This window comes from Pseudomonas sp. W2I6, from assembly GCF_030815935.1.
GTDB lineage: Bacteria > Pseudomonadota > Gammaproteobacteria > Pseudomonadales > Pseudomonadaceae > Aquipseudomonas.
The window spans coordinates 5,251,098-5,267,051 of sequence record NZ_JAUSXJ010000001.1 but is presented as its reverse complement, the minus strand read 5'-3'; the positions used below and the strand labels follow the sequence as shown (position 1 = coordinate 5,267,051).

20 protein-coding genes, 1 tRNA gene and 1 pseudogene are annotated in these 15,954 nt (G+C 57.4%); 4 read left to right on the top strand and 18 right to left on the bottom strand.

All coding sequences use genetic code 11. From position 1 onward, the window contains the following. Nucleotides 1-18: 18 nt before the first annotated feature. The 11 genes and pseudogenes from QF039_RS24280 to QF039_RS24230 all read right to left on the bottom strand — a co-directional run bounded on the left by QF039_RS24280 (nt 19) and on the right by QF039_RS24230 (nt 8,574). A pseudogene (locus tag QF039_RS24280) lies at nt 19-1,786 on the bottom strand (ParB family protein). Beyond that, the gene (locus QF039_RS24275) at nt 1,783-2,019 is read right to left on the bottom strand and encodes an Arc family DNA-binding protein (RefSeq protein WP_008437327.1); all 237 of its coding nucleotides are present in this window, start codon (nt 2,017-2,019) and stop codon (nt 1,783-1,785) included. The pseudogene QF039_RS24280 and the gene QF039_RS24275 overlap by 4 nt, the downstream one beginning before the upstream one ends. A 33-nt stretch (nt 2,020-2,052) precedes the next feature. Further along, entirely contained in the window at nt 2,053-3,054 is a 1,002-nt protein-coding gene (yejK, locus tag QF039_RS24270) for a nucleoid-associated protein YejK (protein WP_008437326.1), read from the bottom strand. Further along, entirely contained in the window at nt 3,054-3,293 is a 240-nt protein-coding gene (locus QF039_RS24265; protein ID WP_008437325.1) for a type II toxin-antitoxin system HicA family toxin, read from the bottom strand. The genes yejK and QF039_RS24265 overlap by 1 nt, the downstream gene beginning before the upstream one ends. Further along, on the bottom strand, nt 3,290-3,811 hold the full coding sequence (locus tag QF039_RS24260; RefSeq protein ID WP_008437321.1) for a hypothetical protein: 522 nt from the start codon (nt 3,809-3,811) through the stop codon (nt 3,290-3,292). The genes QF039_RS24265 and QF039_RS24260 overlap by 4 nt, the downstream gene beginning before the upstream one ends. Before the next feature lie 180 nt (nt 3,812-3,991). Further along, the gene (dnaB, locus tag QF039_RS24255; RefSeq protein WP_008437319.1) at nt 3,992-5,341 is read right to left on the bottom strand and encodes a replicative DNA helicase; all 1,350 of its coding nucleotides are present in this window, start codon (nt 5,339-5,341) and stop codon (nt 3,992-3,994) included. Further along, nucleotides 5,338-5,556, bottom strand: coding sequence for a hypothetical protein (locus QF039_RS24250; RefSeq protein WP_008437317.1), 219 nt, complete (start codon nt 5,554-5,556; stop codon nt 5,338-5,340). The genes dnaB and QF039_RS24250 overlap by 4 nt, the downstream gene beginning before the upstream one ends. Beyond that, entirely contained in the window at nt 5,540-6,259 is a 720-nt protein-coding gene (locus tag QF039_RS24245; RefSeq protein WP_020301295.1) for an HNH endonuclease signature motif containing protein, read from the bottom strand. The genes QF039_RS24250 and QF039_RS24245 overlap by 17 nt, the downstream gene beginning before the upstream one ends. After that, nucleotides 6,256-6,957: a DUF2786 domain-containing protein gene (locus QF039_RS24240; protein ID WP_008437315.1), complete on the bottom strand. Its 702-nt coding sequence runs from the start codon at nt 6,955-6,957 to the stop codon at nt 6,256-6,258. Before QF039_RS24240 ends, QF039_RS24245 begins: the two co-directional genes overlap by 4 nt. Further along, the gene (locus QF039_RS24235; protein ID WP_008437314.1) at nt 6,954-7,712 is read right to left on the bottom strand and encodes a hypothetical protein; all 759 of its coding nucleotides are present in this window, start codon (nt 7,710-7,712) and stop codon (nt 6,954-6,956) included. The genes QF039_RS24240 and QF039_RS24235 overlap by 4 nt, the downstream gene beginning before the upstream one ends. A 1-nt stretch (nt 7,713) precedes the next feature. Beyond that, nucleotides 7,714-8,574: a ParA family protein gene (locus QF039_RS24230; protein WP_008437313.1), complete on the bottom strand. Its 861-nt coding sequence runs from the start codon at nt 8,572-8,574 to the stop codon at nt 7,714-7,716. 242 nt (nt 8,575-8,816) lie between these two features. On the opposite strand from QF039_RS24230, the gene QF039_RS24225 reads away from it, so the two are divergent. Continuing rightward, nucleotides 8,817-8,893, top strand: a tRNA-Pro gene (locus QF039_RS24225). Nucleotides 8,894-9,085: 192 nt separating this feature from the next. On the opposite strand, the gene QF039_RS24220 is transcribed toward QF039_RS24225, so the two are convergent. From QF039_RS24220 to QF039_RS24210, 3 genes are all read right to left on the bottom strand, one after another. Further along, complete coding sequence (locus QF039_RS24220; protein WP_307521110.1) at nt 9,086-10,384, bottom strand: NAD(P)/FAD-dependent oxidoreductase; 1,299 nt, start codon at nt 10,382-10,384, stop codon at nt 9,086-9,088. 60 nt (nt 10,385-10,444) lie between these two features. Next, nucleotides 10,445-10,618: a DUF3094 family protein gene (locus QF039_RS24215; protein WP_010174986.1), complete on the bottom strand. Its 174-nt coding sequence runs from the start codon at nt 10,616-10,618 to the stop codon at nt 10,445-10,447. An 89-nt stretch (nt 10,619-10,707) separates the two neighbouring features. Continuing rightward, nucleotides 10,708-11,337 (bottom strand): DUF1780 domain-containing protein, encoded by a 630-nt coding sequence (locus QF039_RS24210; RefSeq protein ID WP_008437312.1) that lies wholly within the window; start codon nt 11,335-11,337, stop codon nt 10,708-10,710. Nucleotides 11,338-11,439: 102 nt separating this feature from the next. Here QF039_RS24210 and QF039_RS24205 point away from each other — a divergent pair, with 102 nt between their 5' ends. The 3 genes from QF039_RS24205 (at nt 11,440) to QF039_RS24195 (ending at nt 12,874) form a co-directional block, all read left to right on the top strand. Continuing rightward, nucleotides 11,440-11,907, top strand: coding sequence for an FAD/FMN-containing dehydrogenase (locus tag QF039_RS24205; protein ID WP_307521105.1), 468 nt, complete (start codon nt 11,440-11,442; stop codon nt 11,905-11,907). Then, nucleotides 11,904-12,593, top strand: a complete 690-nt coding sequence (locus tag QF039_RS24200; RefSeq protein WP_003215915.1) for an energy-coupling factor ABC transporter permease — start codon at nt 11,904-11,906, stop codon at nt 12,591-12,593. The genes QF039_RS24205 and QF039_RS24200 overlap by 4 nt, the downstream gene beginning before the upstream one ends. Nucleotides 12,594-12,658: 65 nt before the next feature. Continuing rightward, nucleotides 12,659-12,874: a hypothetical protein gene (locus QF039_RS24195; RefSeq protein ID WP_003215917.1), complete on the top strand. Its 216-nt coding sequence runs from the start codon at nt 12,659-12,661 to the stop codon at nt 12,872-12,874. On the opposite strand, the gene yacG is transcribed toward QF039_RS24195, so the two are convergent. Genes yacG through QF039_RS24175 form a run of 4 tightly spaced genes read right to left on the bottom strand, consistent with a single transcriptional unit; the run spans nt 12,871 to nt 15,771 of the window. Next, the gene (gene yacG, locus QF039_RS24190) at nt 12,871-13,071 is read right to left on the bottom strand and encodes a DNA gyrase inhibitor YacG (protein ID WP_003215918.1); all 201 of its coding nucleotides are present in this window, start codon (nt 13,069-13,071) and stop codon (nt 12,871-12,873) included. The genes QF039_RS24195 and yacG overlap by 4 nt on opposite strands. Then, entirely contained in the window at nt 13,068-13,691 is a 624-nt protein-coding gene (gene coaE, locus QF039_RS24185) for a dephospho-CoA kinase (RefSeq protein WP_307521101.1), read from the bottom strand. The genes yacG and coaE overlap by 4 nt, the downstream gene beginning before the upstream one ends. Beyond that, nucleotides 13,688-14,566 (bottom strand): A24 family peptidase, encoded by an 879-nt coding sequence (locus QF039_RS24180; RefSeq protein WP_371916596.1) that lies wholly within the window; start codon nt 14,564-14,566, stop codon nt 13,688-13,690. The genes coaE and QF039_RS24180 overlap by 4 nt, the downstream gene beginning before the upstream one ends. Then, entirely contained in the window at nt 14,563-15,771 is a 1,209-nt protein-coding gene (locus tag QF039_RS24175; protein WP_307521098.1) for a type II secretion system F family protein, read from the bottom strand. Before QF039_RS24175 ends, QF039_RS24180 begins: the two co-directional genes overlap by 4 nt. Between the last annotated feature and the right edge of the window lie 183 nt (nt 15,772-15,954).

The following is a 15,954-nucleotide window of genomic DNA, read 5'->3' as shown; positions in this document are numbered from 1 at the left end:
CCTTGTAGAGTCCGTGTGTTAACTGGCTGAATTCGGACCGTTGTTGGCGACTGACTGGATTTCCAGGTCAATCAAACGTCTTGCGAGACGAATAATGCGGAACAGCTTCACTAGAGCGCCGTCGCTGAGACGGCATTCACTTTTCAGGGGGCTGATCTTTTGTGTGAGGCTGGCCCAGTAAGATCTGGCCCAGTCCGGCTGCGAACTCAAAGTCAGCCAACGCGTCGATTTGAAGCTTGGGTTGCTGCTGAATCATTTTCAGTACGATGGCCATCGAGCCGCTCAAAGACTGGAGCAGCGTCAAGGTATGTTGGGCTGTGGCAGTAATTTCGACTTCCGCTTCGGGGTGTCGGTAGCTGAACCCGACGCCACCATCGATATCGATAAATTGACCTGGGGCTTTGACCGAGCTGGCTATTTCGCGAGCCAATTGAGCGATGTGCTGACGCAGGGTCGCGGTATTGTCTATTTCGCGTTCGATGTACCAAAGGTCAGAAATGGGATTGAGTCCGCCAGCTTGAACAGGGATGGCCACCAAGGCATTGGAGGCGAAGTCGGGCAAGACCTCACCGTCAAGCGCAGCGAGCTCCCGTTTCATCTTGTCGACTCTGGGAGAAGTCTTCACAGGGCTCGCAACGTGCCCATCGATACGTGCTTGGCGCTCTTGTGGGCTCATTTGCTCCTGCGGAGTTGGGGCCAGTTGCTGTTGCACCCCTTGAGGTGAAGGACTCTCTTTGGAGGGCGTCGTCTTATGTGTGCTGCCCCCCGAAGTAGTAGGGGGTAGTTGTAGAGGGTTCTGATTAGCCTCAATGCCATTGTTCGAAACGTTAAGTTGAGTCCCCCCCTCAAATTGCGATGCAGGGTACTGTGGCAGCTCAAGAACCGGCGTAGACCGGCGCAATTGGTCCTGGTTCTGAGTGATTTCCAACAGTATTTGCTCGTAGCCGAGGTTCAGCGGCTTTTTAAGGTGATCTATCAGTTCGTCCTGAAATCGCTGGAATAGAAATTCTTCAGCGTCGCCCTCAAACTGGGACAGTACATCTTGGAAAAGCGTATCGAAATCAAGGTGCTGCTCCTGCTCTTGATAATTGCGATCCCAGCACTGAAGAGCTGTTTTGCGCAAAGACAGAAGCTTTATGATTCTGTCTACTCCCAGTCCAGAGTACAGCGCGCCTGGAATTGCTGGCAGTAAGTACCGAATGGTGTCGTGCATACGACTCAAGTGAGACGCGGAGACCGGGTAGCCATCCGCTGACAGCCGCCGTGAAAGCTCACGTAATGAGATAGACTCCTCTGCCTCTGTTTCATACAGCGCTCTCGCTTTGTCGACCCCAATAGCCCGCTCAATGAACAGGAGCTGGCCTTGGAGGTCGTTTTCAGCCAAGTGGCCGGTGAGCGAGATGATTTCGCCCCGAACGGCGTCCCAGGGTCGAAATAGGCAGTGAAACTTGAAGTACTTCTCGTCGCCGGTCTCACGATACAACTCGTTTAAAATTGCCAGGCGAGTGTTGCCGCCGTTGCGGATCCGGTACTTATCTTCCCCAGGTTTACGAGTGACGGGAGGTGGCGTATCGAGTCCCCGATTTCGTATCGACTCTTTAATTTCATCGTACTTCGGGTTACGAGTCGTCCTTGGGTTTTCGTCATACGGCAGCGTTTCGTCGAGAGTCAACAGCATGGGGGTATCGACGATGGGGTCGCTCATTCGCGCTGCCACCGGCGACTTCGATTCAAACGCCGGCAGCAACAGCTTATCTTTCATGGTTTGGGCCAAAGACGCTTTCATACTCTGGCTCCTGGCTGCTCATAAGCCGGGCTTGCCGCCAAAAGCTGGTCAATGATTTTCAAAGCACGATCCAGAGCAGCTTCAAGTTCGGCAGTTGTCTCCAGCCGATAAACAATTTCTGAGTTCATCGACCTGGCGTTTTCACGTGCTTCCAACGCGATGCGTTCGCGCATCCCGTCGGGCAGGCGAATAACGAATTTTTCTTCATGCAGACGCTGTGGTTTGTTACTCATGGTGGGCTCCGATGCCTAGGGTAGAAAGTGTGTTCAGCGACGTTTCAACTGATCAGTGAGTTGGGTAGGTAACCCCTTGATGACTAATGAATTGGACGCCTCGTCGTACTCGATCTTGTCCCCTAGCAGATGCGCTTCAAAACTGATGGACAAGCCTTCGGCACGGCCGGTGAACCGACGGAATTGGTTGAGAGTGCGTTTATCCAGGGGGATTTCCGGCGACAGGCCGTAGTCCTTATTGCGGATATGGTCGTAGAACGCCTTGGGGCGATCTTCATCGATCAAGCCTGACAGTTCCTCCAGGCCCATGGGTTCACCGAGCTTGGCCTGGCTGGTGGCGTAGTCCACCAGGGCCTTGGTTTTCTCGCGGGCCGATTCGTCTGGCAGGTCTTCGTTTTCAACGAAGTCGCTGAACGCCTTGAGGAGGGCGCGGGTTTCGCCCGGGCCGTCGACGCCTTCCATGCAGCCAATGAAGTCGCTGAAATACCCCGAGATCTTCTTACCGTTTTTGCCTTTGATGTACGAGATGTACTGCTTGGATTGCTTGTTGTTCTGCCACTCGGACAAGTTGATACGCGCTGCCAGGTGCAACTGGCCAACGTCCAGGTGGCGTGAAGGAGTGACGTCCAGATCGTCAGTAACCACCACGCCTTCACTGTGGTGGAGCAGGGCGACAGTTAGGTAGTCGGTCATGCCTTGCTGGTAATGGGCAAACAGTACGTGGCCACCGGTGGAGAGGTTGGACTCTTCCATCAGCTTTTGCAGATGCTCGACCGCCGTGTGGCTGAAGGCGGTGAAGTCCTGGTCACCTTCAAAGTACTGCTTTAACCAGCCGCTAAACGGGTGCGCGCCGGACTCGGCATGGAAGAAACCCCAGGCCTTGCCTTGTTTGGCGTTATAGCTCTCGTTGAGGTCGGCAAGCATGTTCTCGATGGCGACCGATTCGGATAGCTCCGAATCGCGTGCCTGGAGAACAGCAGGTGTGCCATCGGGTTTTTTGTCGATCAGGTGGACGATGCAATGACGGATAGGCATTAGATTGCCTCCTGCGAGTGTAGGGTTTGAGCTCGATCAGCACGACGAATACGGGCTTTGGCGTTGAGGCCTGAGCGGTAATCGCTTGCGGTTGATGAGGTGTAAATCGATCCAAGGCCAGATTTCGTGAACTTGATATGGCCACCTTGAGTGCGAGACACCGTCCAGCCATTCGCTTCAGCAAACTTCACGAGTACACGAAGGCTCTCGCTTTTTCCGCGTAGGAGATTGGTGGTCATAGCTCTGCATCCCTGTCTGCCAGAACGTTACCGGTCTGGATCGCGATGATTTCAGCCTGATCGCCAGGAAACTTGGTACCGAGCTCATGCAAAAAGTGACGCGTAGCCTCACGTGCTCCAGGCACGCGGAACACCACGCTGCAGTGCTGAACTTCCGCGGGGTGTTGCAGGTGAGACATGACGGCCACTTTCAGCGAGCAGCACTGGAGGTAGCGGGGCACCCAAACCGACCAGAAGTAGCTGGATAGCAAGGCGCCCGCACAGAGCAGTTCAACGGTAATTGTTGCGCTGGGCGTGTTGGTCAGCTCGACGTAGCCGAGCTTCTCAAACTCCAACAGATCCTCACGCATGCTCATTGGGACCACGGTGCTGTGGTCACGAGCAAGGCGGCCGATCGCTTGAGCTAATGCGTCGAGCTCCACCGGGTTGATCCCAGATTTATGGGCATGAGCCACAGCAGAGGCTTCGAACACGGCACCGGCATGGATACTAGGAAATAGCTCGGCGCTACTGTGCATCCGACACCTCCTGAAGCTCCTCGATGTCATAGCTATTGCAAGTAGGGCAAATAAGCTCGTCCACTTCACCGCCGGGTAAGGCTGGAGCGCCACTCACTTGATGTTTCGGGTGGTGGCTATCGCATTGAAGGCACCAGTGAGTGATGCGTACGAGAGTATTCATCGCTGAGGTGTGCTTTTTCATAGTTGAGCCCCTTGCCAGCCGGCGTTGGGACTGAGGTTGGCAAACCGGGTCTGATTGGCGATGAAGGCTGTTCGTACGGTCCCAGTTGGGCCGTTACGCGCCTTGCCGAGAATGATTTCTGCAATGCCTTTGTGTTCGCTCTGAGGGTGGTACACCTCGTCCCGGTAGACGAACATAATCAGGTCCGCGTCCTGTTCAATCGCACCGCTATCACGCAGGTCTGCGTTGATCGGACGCTTATTTGGCCGTCGCTCCAGTTCTCGGTTGAGCTGGGAAAGCGCAACCACCGGGCAATTCATCTCTTTCGCTAGGGCCTTGAGGGACTGGGATATAGCGCTGATCTCGTTGGCCCTGTTTTCCTGACCTGGGCAGCGCATGAGCTGCAGGTAATCGATCAGGATCAAGCTCGGGTGTCCGAAGCGACGAGCTGCTCGACGAGATTTAGCTCTGATTACTGCAGGCGTGAGCGCTGATGAGTCGTCGATGACCAGCCGCTCTCCATAGCCATTAATACGAGAAACCGCTGCAGTCAGCTTCGGCCAATCATCATCATCGAGCTTGCCCTTCAATAGCCTGCCCAGATCGATATGGCCTAGGATGCCCATCAATCGATACATCAGTGCTTTGGCCGGCATTTCCATGCTGAAAACCTGAACTGTACGATCAAGCTTTGCCTGCAGAGCCGTATCTATGAAGTTCAAGGCCAGAGAGGTCTTCCCCATAGACGGGCGCGCGCCGAGGATGATCAGGTCGGCTTCTTGAAAACCCGACGTCAGCTCGTCCAGGTCCTCCAGGCCTGAAGGCAGGCCGGTCACGGTGATATTGCCGTTGAAATGTTCGTCTATTTGTTCGACGACGTTCGTCAGGCATTGGTTGATATTGACGAATTCCGTTGCGCTCTTGCCTTCACCCAGAGCGAACAGTTGCTGTTCAATTGATTCTTGAACATCCTCCGCACTTGCCAACGGGTCTGTCGCCTCGCGAGAGCATTGGTATCCAAGGGACATGAGCTGTCTGAGCCGAGAGCGATTACGCACGATGGATGCGTAATGCTCGATGTTGGCTACAGACGGCGTGTTTTTGGCCAGCTCGCCCAGATAGCTCAGCCCTCCGGCTTCGTCTGGCTCCTCCAACGCGTTGTGGACGGTGACGATGTCGAACGGAATGGACTTGTCAGCAAGGCTTGCCATTGTCCGGAACAGCAACCGATGGTCGTGTCGGAAAAAATCAGAGGCATCCAGTTTGTCTGCGACGAGATCCCAGGTGTTGTTGTCGAGCAGTAGCCCACCTAACACACCTTGTTCAGCCTCTACGGAGTAGGGAGGTGAGAGGTCAAGGTGATTCATTTCCCAGACTCCTGGCCTATCTGAAGAAAACCACTCCCGTTGCGTGCCCCCAGGGCTTTGACCATGTCGACTTCAACCTTCGCTGAATTGATCATGACCTGAGCAACCTCGGCAACCGCTTTGGCCCGTTCGATTTCCATTGGTCTTTCTGGGTCCAGGAGGCTCTCGATCGCGACGAACAGGTGATTACGTAGATCTTCAATCTTGTTCTTCATGTTCAACCTCCCGGATGGTGCGTTTGAGTTTGCCGATAGCGCGTATTGCGGATTTCAGCTCTTCCGGATACCGATGAATGGTGTTCCGACGCATACGTTCTGCTCTCGTCAGCAACTCCAGGTTATTCAGGGCTATATGGGCCTTGTTGCCGTCCTTGAAGCACACGCACATGTTTATAGGGACTGGTCCGTGATGCTCCTCCCAAAGCAGTACATGCACGGCTTTCCAGTCAACGGGTGGGTAACCGGTATCGGTGATTTTCTTCTGCTGATAACCGTCAGGAGTTGTGCGCAGGCTGCCAATAGGCAGCCAGTTCCCCGGTTTATTGCCGGCCTTAAACTGCGTCTGAGTCATACGGCCAGAGGAGGGGAGCCCCTTAAGGCCCTTATTCCATGGGACGGATCCCTTGGGAAAGCGGAATTCTGCGCCCAACTTGCCGTCAAGCCGGCCACAGAGACTACTGCGAAGAAACTCGGCGCTTTTGCTCAAGCCCAGCCGTTTGGCTTTGGCATAGACCTGATAGACGCTGAGCCCCAATTCGGCGGCTAGGACCTGAGTCGGTTCATTGGGATAGCGGGCAATGAGCGAGCGCTCTTCTGCCTCACTCCAAACATGGTGTTTGTGAACCGGGGCAAGCCCAAGTTGGGATCTGGCTTGTTCCAGCGCCGCCATGGCCAAAGGTGAAAGCGAATGAGTTCTCATTGGCTCCCTCCATGCCCAAGGGCTCCTTGTGACTGCTGTCCGACACCACGATGCAGCCTGGCATGCTTGCCCTGGTCCCATCCCGCTTGCAAAGAGCGGGTGTCATGACCTTTGGCTTCGATGGGCTTGATAATGGCTAGCGTTAGTTTTGGATGATGCCATTCCAGGTAGGCTTGGATCTCCAGCGCAGTGTTTTCGTCTATCCCACCTGCAAACTGGTTCACCTTAGAGGCGACGGCATTGAGCCAGCCCTCGGCAAACAGTTGGCCGCGGTGACGTTTGGTTTTCAGTTGGCAGCGCTTCTGCTGGGCAACATGAGCTCGTCGGGCTGCGACAAGCTGGTGATGCAGCGTTGAATAGGTGTGAGCTGCCAGATCGGGTGAAATACCTTTCCCCAAGAACTTGAAGGACCAGCCAAGTAGCGGATTGAAATACGCCAAGTGGCTGCAATCGAAGGCTTGGGAACAGATTGAGGCCAGGTTGTGCAGCCAATCCTGCGGTGCCCGACGGGTTTTGGTACCCACAATGGATTCTTCGATTGTATGGGCAGCGACTTCGGTGTGTTCCAAGTTGTACTGATTCATCAAATGGCGAGCTTGACGAAGTGCAATTTCCACTTCGTTTGGGGCAGCGCCTTGTGACTTGGCCAGCGCCATGAGTTTGGCGACCTTGCTGAGGACTTTTTGCTTGTCCATCATTCACCCCCTTCCTGTTGGAGGCGGGGGGAGAGCGCCTCTGACCACAGGCGAAGTGTTTCTTCCTCATCAGCAGAGAGGTGAGTCCGGGCAAGGCAGTCCGCAACCTTCTGTTTCAGGGCATCAAGGCGGTCTTGAACACTTGACCCATCGTCGTAAGCAATCTCTTGCTCAACAGCTTGCACAACGTCATTACGAAGAGAGAGAACCGTGCTTATCCAAAAAGCACTTGGGCTGGTCCAGCCAATGAGCTTTCGAGTTCTGGCAGGCGACAGGTAATCACGGAGCCTGAGATTGAACTCCCTAGGGGAATAACCATTCCTGAAAACGTCTGCTCGATTAAGCGTCAGCGCTGTTTTAAGAATATCTAGAAGAGGGTCCAAAGCCGTTGGCTCAGGAGCAAAGGGTTCTAAATATGTTTCAGCTACCAGGCGTTTGGCTTCGGCATATCGACTTTGCTGACGGCGTTTGGCTTGGTTTTCGTCGCGGCCGCGCTTTTCCTTCGCGTGCTTAATGTTCGAGTTCACTGACTCGATAAGCTTCGCGGCGTCCTGCAAAAGCTGAAGCTGGTCAACGCTCAACTGAGCGCCAATCCGACCGGGTAATTGGTAACCGCTTGTCAGGGCTCGGATTTCTCGTGCGGTTCCACTGAGCTTGGCTTGCAAGCTGCGCAATTGCTGAGCGCTGTAGTACTTGCCAACCTCTAGGATGAGGTTTGCAGTAATACTGCGGGCGTCGGTAATGGAGGGCTTCGCCATTTCAACGACCCTCCCTCACCAAGTTAGCTACCTTTTCCTCGGTCATGGCCTCGAAGCGGTCACGCCATTCTGGAAAAAGCTCAATGGCCAATTGGCGGATCACGACAAGGGCTGCAGGGGATATGCGGTTGGAAGGCTGTCTGTATTCCAAGCGGTGTACTGGGACGCCCAGGGATGAACTGTTACGAAACACCACTGCGGAGGGGACGACGCATTCCAGAACGTTGATTTCGTCATTGTCCTGGAAAATTTCCCGTACCGACTGCTCGATCATTTGCGCGTCGGTGGTTTGGTCGAGATTGTTGACGACGATCCGCACAGGAGGGATTTTCATGCCCAGGCGCCCATAGGCGCGCAGGCCGTCCAGCATCTGCATGGATCCCCGGCTGAACTCCCGTGCAGCGAGCATATTGGGCGGAAGTGGGGATATGACCAAATCAGAGGCTAGGACCACCATTTCGAGCATTGCCGACCTGGCGCCTTGGGTGTCAATCAGTACCAGGTCGAAATGATCTTTGAAGCCCGGCATCAGGTTGGCGAGTCGCAACCGTCCGTCAGGTGCTTGCAGGATCAGGCTGTTCAGTTGGTTGTTGATGTCGTTGGAAATGACAAGCGACAGGTTTGGTATCGTGGTGCTGGATATGATCTTGGCTGATTCGGTGATATTGAATGCCAGCAGGTCGTAGATGCCTCCTTGAGCTTCATCGACCAATTGGTAATACGAGGAGAGCGAAGGCTGTGCAGGATCTAGGTCGATCATGAGCACGCGCAGGCCTGCATCCGCACAAAAAGCGCCGAGGTTGGCCTCGATGGTAGTTTTGCCTACGCCGCCTTTGGTCGAAACGACCGCAGAGATTTTCATGGTTTGGAGCCTCTAATGTGGGTTCATTAGAGGCTGCGAGGCCACGGAAACAGCTATGTGTAGCGAACACGATCCTGGGCTATGAAGCACTAAAACCAATTGTCTTTTAACCAATTGGTCGTAGGTTCGAATCCCACACGACCCACCATTTTTGAGACCAGTTAACGCTGGAATCGAATCTTAAGATCAGAGGCCAAAAGCGCTGATCGAAGAAGGCGACTGAGAGGTCGCCTTTTTTTTACCGGGGTATAGCGCAGTCCGGTAGCGCGCCTGCTTTGGGAGCAGGATGTCAGGAGTTCGAATCCCCTTACCCCGACCATATTAAAAATCCTCGTATCGAAAGATACGGGGATTTTTTTTGTGCGCGGAATCCTGTCCGCACCACAAAACAAATGTGGGAGCGGGCTTGCTCGCGAAAGCGGTGTGTCAGTCAGTGCATCTGGCACTGAACCACCGCTTTCGCGAGCAAGCCCGCTCCCACACTCACCGAGTCCTATCCCGGAACGTGCTGTCAGTGCAGTTTCAGGCGCGGCTCGGTCCCTCGCCCGATCTTGCTCCCCAGCATCAGCATCGCCGTGCGGAAGAAGCCATACAGTGCCATCTGGTGCATGCGATACAGCGACACATAGAACATCCGCGCCAGCCAGCCTTCCAGCATCACGCTGCCCGTCAGGTTGCCCATCAAGTTACCCACCGCCGAGAAGCGCGACAGCGAGATCAGCGAGCCGTAGTCGGTGTACTTGTACGACGGCAGGTCCTTGCCCTCGATCCGCAGTTTCAGCGACTTGGCCAGCAACGATGCCTGCTGGTGAGCTGCCTGGGCCCGTGGCGGCACATTGCGATCGGTGCCGGGTTGCGGGCAGGCCGCGCAGTCACCAAAGGCGAAGATGTTCTCGTCGCGGGTGGTTTGCAGGGTCGGCAGCACTTGCAGTTGGTTGATACGGTTGGTTTCCAGGCCGTCGATGTCCTTGAGGAAGCCTGGCGCACGAATCCCGGCGGCCCAGACCTTGAGACTGGCCGGGATTACCTGGCCGCTGCTGGTGATCAGGGCGTCGGCCGTCACCTCACTCACGGCGGAGTTGGTCAGGACGGTCACCCCGAGTTTCTCCAGGGTTTTATGCACAGGCCCGCCGATCCGCTCCGGCAGGGCAGGCAACACCCGTGGGCCGGCTTCGATCAGGGTGATGTGCATGTTTTCCGGCTTGATCTTGTCCAGGCCATAGGCGGCCAGTTCATGTGCGGCGTTATGCAGCTCGGCGGCCAGCTCGACGCCGGTGGCACCGGCGCCGACGATGGCGACGCTGATCTGCTCTACCACGTCCGTCTGCCCGGCATGGGCGCGCAGATAGTGATTGAGCAATTGCTGGTGGAAACGCTCAGCCTGCTTGCGGGTGTCGAGGAACAGGCAGTGTTGCGCCGCGCCTTCGGTGCCGAAGTCATTGGTGGTGCTGCCGACGGCGATCACCAGGCTGTCGTAGCCCAGCACGCGCGCGGGCACCAGTTCCCGGCCTTCCTCGTCGAGGGTGGCGGCCAGCTGGATTTTTTTCTGCTCGCGATCAAGCCCGCTCATGCGCCCCAGCTGGAACTCGAAGTGGTTCCATTTGGCTTGGGCAACATAATTGAGTTCGTCTTCCGAAGAGTTCAGCGAGCCGGCCGCCACCTCGTGGAGCAAGGGTTTCCAGATGTGGGTGAGGTTGGCATCCACCAGGGTGACGCTGGCGGTGCCGCGCTTGCCCAGAGTCTTACCCAGGCGGGTAGCCAACTCCAGGCCGCCGGCGCCGCCGCCGACGATAATAATACGATGGGTCATGGGGATATCTCGCAAGGCTAAAGGAAATCGGTGCAGTTACCCGAGCGAGCGCCAGGCAGCTCATAGCGTCAGGTAACTCAAAAGGCGGCTCAGCAAACCCAGGCCGATCACTGCAACCAGCACCACGGCAAGGAGCAGCCAGGGCCGGAAAGGCTTGCGCTCGACTTGGTTCTGGGACAGTTGCAGGTACTCTTCGACATGCTGTTGGTCGTCGGGGTTCAGGCGGCTGGTCATAAAGGCCTCGTCAGGTAGACGTTGCTGAAGGGCGCCACGTTACAGTCGGGTGATTGGTGGCATTGCCTGAAGCATAGTCGCCAACCCGATCACAGGCTGATGCCCACATCGAACACTATGCTGCGCCCCAGATTGTTGCGCAAGAAGTCCGGTGCGTCCGGGTGCGCGAACAGTACGCGGGCGAAGGTCGGCCCCACGAGGGACAGCGAGCGCCAGCCCTGGCGCAGGTACTCGGTGGGAGGAGGGAAGTGACTGTTGAGGTCCAGTACTTCGCGCTTGAGGCTGGCGAAGGCGATGAGGTCCAGCTCCCCCAGGTCCATCCCGCGCTCTTTATAGTTGTGTGCCTTCTTGCGCAGGGTGGGCGCCAGGCGCAACAGGAATTCGTGGGCGGGAATGCGCCGGGGCTTGGCTTCTCGCCGAACCAGTTGGCTCAGGGAAAACGCGCTGCGCCGCCGCAGCAGTTCGTCGCGCCATTCATCGTTCAGGCGCCGGCCTTCATCGAGTACGAAAAACACTTCGAAACTGGCGTCGCGAAACAGCACGTCCGGCGGTTCTTGCCCGGCGGCGTGGAATTCTTCGGCGCGGTAGGGCACGTTCAAGCCTTGCAACAGGCGCTGGCAGACCCAACGCTCACGCTCCCATTTGCGGGCATTGGACAGGAACGCGTTGGCTTGTTCGGCCGCTACGGTGAGCAGGCGCAAATAATCTGAGTCATCCATGTCACCAGCTTAGCGTCCAAATGATGGCCGCAGGAAGTCCTGCGTCAAAAGGTCGGTGTAGACTGGCCACTCGACAGTTTCCCGTGGCATGAGGAGTATGCAGTGAAGGGTTTTGTGGTGCTGTTCTTGAGTCTTTTGCCCGTGTGGGCCCAAGCCGTCGAAGTGGGTGAGCGCGTTGCACCCTGGACGTTGCTTGATCAGTTCGACCAGGCCTACACCCTGGATGAGCAGGCGCAAACCTTGCTCGTAGCGCGCAGCATGGACGCCGCCAAGATCGTCGATGCGGCGCTGCAAGGCCGGCCCAAGGGTTACCTGGAGACTCGGCATGCGGTGTTTCTCGCCGATATCCAGCGCATGCCCCGGCTGATCGCGAAGATGTTCGCGGTGCCGGCGATGCAGGCCTACAACTATCGCGTCATGCTCGACCGCGATGCCCGTGTAAGCCCGCGCTATCCCGCACCTGTGGATAAAGTGCTGTGGCTGCAACTGGATCACGGGACGCTGGTGGCGCAGCACGAATACGACTCCGCCGCTGAACTGCGCCAGGCCCTGGAGCAGGTGCAGCCGTGATCAGTGCAGCGGTGCTGGCGCCGGAAACCCTCAGCATCGGCTGGCTGCTGTATGCGCCGGTGGTGATGTGGGCGCTCCTGCGTTCGCCGTGGGTCGAGCTGTTTGCCGACCGCCGACGCCAGCACTTGCTGTTCGGCACCGTATTCGCACTGTTCATGTTGTGGTTGGTGCGCCGGGATTTCGACACCGGGGTGTCCTACCACTTCATCGGCATGACCGCCGTGACCTTGTTGCTCGATTGGCCCCTGGCGATCGTCGGAGGCTTTGCCGCGCAAATCGGCCTGGTGTTGCTCGGCCGCCAGGACCTGGCCGCCGTGGGGATCAACGGCATGCTGCTGATCCTGTTGCCGGTGCTGGTCACCGAAGGCTGTGCGCTGCTGGTGGAGCGGGCGAAGCCACGCAATCCCTTTGTGTATATCTTCTGTTCGGGCTTTTTCGCCGCCGCACTGTCGGCCTTGCTGTGCCTGCTGGCAGGCCTGGGGCTGCTTTGGTTCGATGGCCGTTTTGCGATGCCGGAATGGATCGAGGATTTTGTCGGCTACTTGTGGCTGATCATTTTCCCCGAGGCCTTTATCAACGGCATGGTGATCAGCGCCCTGGTGGTGTTCTGCCCCGAGTGGCTGGAGACATTCAACCGCACTCGCTACCTCTCGGCGCCCTGGAAGGATGACGATCCGCGGCCTTGATCCAGGTCAAATGCCGCACACGCAAGTGGTCGCATGCTCTGCAAAATTTCCAGGAGCACGGAATCATGAGTGTGTACGAGTGGGCACGGCAGGAGTTACGCAGAAGCCAGGACGCGGCGCAGGAAATCGGCTTTGACCCGGGCTTGACCCTGCGCGCCATGCTCAGTGCGGTGGTGCAGCAGAGCAAGGGCGTGCGCAGTTTTGAAGACCTGGCCGACGAGCTGCAGTACCTTGCAGAGAATCTCGACGACCAGCAGGACTATGGCTTTATGCGGCCTTAGTGTTTGGGCTGAAAGTCTTCGGAGAACAGGTCGTCCTCGGCGTCCGGGCTGACCGGGATCTTGTGTTCCTCGGACGCCCAGGCGCCCAGGTCGATCAGTTTGCAACGGTCCGAACAGAAGGGACGGTTGACGTTTTCTGCTTTCCATTCCACAGGTGCGCCGCAGGTTGGGCATTCGACGTTCAAGGGTTGGCTCATGATCGGCCTCCACGCAAAGTAAGGTAAAAGTGGTGCAGTCGCTCGACCTCGGCGTGCAGCCGGGCCAGGTCCTGGTCATTGACCAGCACGTCATCGGCATGGCGCAGGCGGTCTTCACGGGTGGCCTGGGCCTTGAGAATCGCCTGCACCTGCGCTTCGCTGATGCCATCGCGTTGCAGGGTACGCTGTATCTGCAACGATTGCGGCACGTCGATCACCAGCACCCGCTGGGTCATGGTGTACTGGCCGGACTCGATCAGCAGCGGTGACACCAGGATCGCGTAAGGCGATTGTGCACGCGCCAGGTGGCGGCGAATCTCCTCGGCGATCAGCGGGTGCAGCAACGCCTCCAGCCAGCGGCGCTCGTCGGGCACTTCGAAGATCAGCTTGCGCAACGCGCCGCGGTCCAGTTGCCCGTCAGGCTGCAGCACATCCGCACCGAAATGCCCGGCAATCTGCGCCAGGGCAGGGCGCCCGGGTTCGACTACCCAGCGCGCGGCGTGGTCGGCGTCAATCAAGTCCACGCCAAGCCGGACGAAGTGTTCGGCGGCCGCGCTTTTGCCACTGCCGATGCCGCCAGTGAGGCCAAGAATCCAGGGTGTTGCGACAGAAGTGGTCATCTGAAACCGACAGACTGCAAATAGAAGTCGGTTATTTGACCACCCCAGAGCAATGCAATCCAGCCGGCAATTGCCAGATACGGACCAAAAGGCATTGGAGTGGATGCGTGGGCTTTGCGCAGGCGCAATAGAATCAGGCCTCCCATCACACCCACCAGGGAAGACAGCAACAGCGTCATCGGCAGGATCTGCCAGCCGCCCCAGGCACCGAGCATGGCCAGCAGCTTGAAATCCCCGTGCCCCATCCCGTCCTTGCCGGTAATCAGCTTGAACACCCAGAACACCGACCACAGGCTCATGTAACCGGCTACCGCGCCCCACAGCGCATCGTGCAATGACACAAAAACGCCAAAGCTGTTGAGGATCAGGCCCAGCCACAGCAACGGCAGCACCAGCACATCCGGCAGCAGTTGGTGGTCTGCATCGATCAGGCTCATCGCCAGCAAGCCCCAACTCAACAACAACACCGCTCCGGCTGCCCAGCCAAAACCGAAATGCCAGGCGACAACCGCCGAGATCAGCCCGCACGCCAGTTCGGTGATGGGATAACGCGCGCCAATAGGTTGATGGCAACTTGAGCAACGTCCCTTGAGCAGTACATAACTGAGCAGCGGAATATTCTCCCAGGGGCGAATCGGGTGGCTGCAGTGTGGGCAACAGGAGTTGGGGCGCATCAGGTTATAGGGAGCCGCGATGGGCTCGGCGGGAAGCCCCAGTACTTCATGGGCCTGGGCTCGCCATTCGCGCTCCAGCATCTTCGGCAGGCGCCATACCAGCACGTTGATAAAACTGCCGACAATCAAGCCCAGCAGCAACGCGCCTGACACAAACACCCACGGCTGATAAACGAGGATCTCAGTCAATGGCGTGCTCAAAAGGCTGTACCGAGTTGAAAGATCGGCAGGTACATGGCCAGCACCAATGCCCCGACGATGCCGCCGAGTACCACCATGATCAGCGGCTCCATGAGGCTGGTAAGGTTGTCCACCAGGTTATCGACGTCAGCCTCGTAGTGGCAGGCGACTTTTTCCAGCATGTTATCGAGGGTGCCCGACTCCTCGCCGATAGCCGTCATCTGGATCGCCATGCCTGGAAACAGGCCGCTTATGGCCATGGATTCATTCAGCTGGATTCCGGTTGCAACGTCGTGCCGCATACGATTGATTGCCTGTTTGAACTGCCCGTTACCCGTGGCGCCGGCCACGGAATCCAATGCCTGCACCAATGGAACGCCCGCCGCAAAGGTGGTCGAGAGCGTGCGAGCATAGCGGGCGACCGCCGATTTTTTCAGCAGTGTGCCTGCCACGGGAGCTTTCAACAAACTGGCATCGAGCCAGTGGCGAAAGCCTGTGGACGAGCGATAGGCTTTGCGCATTCCTGCGAAACCGGCACCCGCGGCCAGGATCAGCATCCACCAGCTTTGCTGCATGAACTCCGACAGGCTGATGACGCCCAGGGTAAAGCCCGGCAGTTGTGCATCGACGCCGGCAAACAACCCCTGAAACTGCGGCACCACGTGAATCAGCAGGATTGTGCTGACAGCGGTGGCGACTGCCAGTACCGTCACGGGATAGGTCATGGCCTTCTTGATTCTGGCTTTCAGCTGTTCGCTTTTTTCCAGGTGAATGGCCACCCTTTCCAGCAGCGCTTCGAGTGCGCCCGCCTGTTCACCCGCCGCAACCAGGTTGCAGTACAGATCATCGAAGTAGCGTGGGTATTTCTGCAAGGCGACAGCCAGGCTGCTGCCGGCGGCGATCTCCTGCTTCAAGCCTTGTACCAGCGCCCCCATATGCCGGTTGTCGAAGCCCTCGGCGATGATATCCAGCGCCTGTAAAAGTGCGATACCTGCCTTCAGCAGCGTCGCCAGTTGGCGGGTGAATAGGGCGATCTCTGCCGGTTTGACCGGCAGGGCGAGGCTCGGCCAACCGGCGAATTTCTTGCGTACGCGCTCAGGATTGATACCTTGCTGGCGCAGCAGTGCCTTGATCAGGGCGGGATTGTGACCGCGGGTTTCTCCGGATACCTTGCACCCTTTGCGGTTGACGCCTTCCCAGGCGTAGATCGCTGAAACATCATTCATTTCACGGTTCCGCACACAGACAGTGGAAGATTTATAGCTTAGTCAGGTGACGGATTAGGGCAGGCTCGCCGTGAGCGAAAAATGTCAGTTTGTGCGTCTTGTTCAGCATTGGTTGCGCGGGGGTGAGTACACTGGCGCGGTTGCCGAGACGGGGTGCAGGATGCGCCTCGCGAAAGGTTTTAT

Coding starts and splice junctions, on each gene's coding strand:
- QF039_RS24275 (WP_008437327.1), bottom strand. CDS start 2,019: ATGAGTAACAAACCACAGCGTCTGCATGAAGAAAAATTCGTTATTCGC.
- yejK (WP_008437326.1), bottom strand. CDS start 3,054: ATGCCTATCCGTCATTGCATCGTCCACCTGATCGACAAAAAACCCGAT.
- QF039_RS24265 (WP_008437325.1), bottom strand. CDS start 3,293: ATGACCACCAATCTCCTACGCGGAAAAAGCGAGAGCCTTCGTGTACTC.
- QF039_RS24260 (WP_008437321.1), bottom strand. CDS start 3,811: ATGCACAGTAGCGCCGAGCTATTTCCTAGTATCCATGCCGGTGCCGTG.
- dnaB (WP_008437319.1), bottom strand. CDS start 5,341: ATGAATCACCTTGACCTCTCACCTCCCTACTCCGTAGAGGCTGAACAA.
- QF039_RS24250 (WP_008437317.1), bottom strand. CDS start 5,556: ATGAAGAACAAGATTGAAGATCTACGTAATCACCTGTTCGTCGCGATC.
- QF039_RS24245 (WP_020301295.1), bottom strand. CDS start 6,259: ATGAGAACTCATTCGCTTTCACCTTTGGCCATGGCGGCGCTGGAACAA.
- QF039_RS24240 (WP_008437315.1), bottom strand. CDS start 6,957: ATGATGGACAAGCAAAAAGTCCTCAGCAAGGTCGCCAAACTCATGGCG.
- QF039_RS24235 (WP_008437314.1), bottom strand. CDS start 7,712: ATGGCGAAGCCCTCCATTACCGACGCCCGCAGTATTACTGCAAACCTC.
- QF039_RS24230 (WP_008437313.1), bottom strand. CDS start 8,574: ATGAAAATCTCTGCGGTCGTTTCGACCAAAGGCGGCGTAGGCAAAACT.
- QF039_RS24220 (WP_307521110.1), bottom strand. CDS start 10,384: ATGACCCATCGTATTATTATCGTCGGCGGCGGCGCCGGCGGCCTGGAG.
- QF039_RS24215 (WP_010174986.1), bottom strand. CDS start 10,618: ATGACCAGCCGCCTGAACCCCGACGACCAACAGCATGTCGAAGAGTAC.
- QF039_RS24210 (WP_008437312.1), bottom strand. CDS start 11,337: ATGGATGACTCAGATTATTTGCGCCTGCTCACCGTAGCGGCCGAACAA.
- QF039_RS24195 (WP_003215917.1), top strand. CDS start 12,659: ATGAGTGTGTACGAGTGGGCACGGCAGGAGTTACGCAGAAGCCAGGAC.
- yacG (WP_003215918.1), bottom strand. CDS start 13,071: ATGAGCCAACCCTTGAACGTCGAATGCCCAACCTGCGGCGCACCTGTG.
- coaE (WP_307521101.1), bottom strand. CDS start 13,691: ATGACCACTTCTGTCGCAACACCCTGGATTCTTGGCCTCACTGGCGGC.
- QF039_RS24175 (WP_307521098.1), bottom strand. CDS start 15,771: ATGAATGATGTTTCAGCGATCTACGCCTGGGAAGGCGTCAACCGCAAA.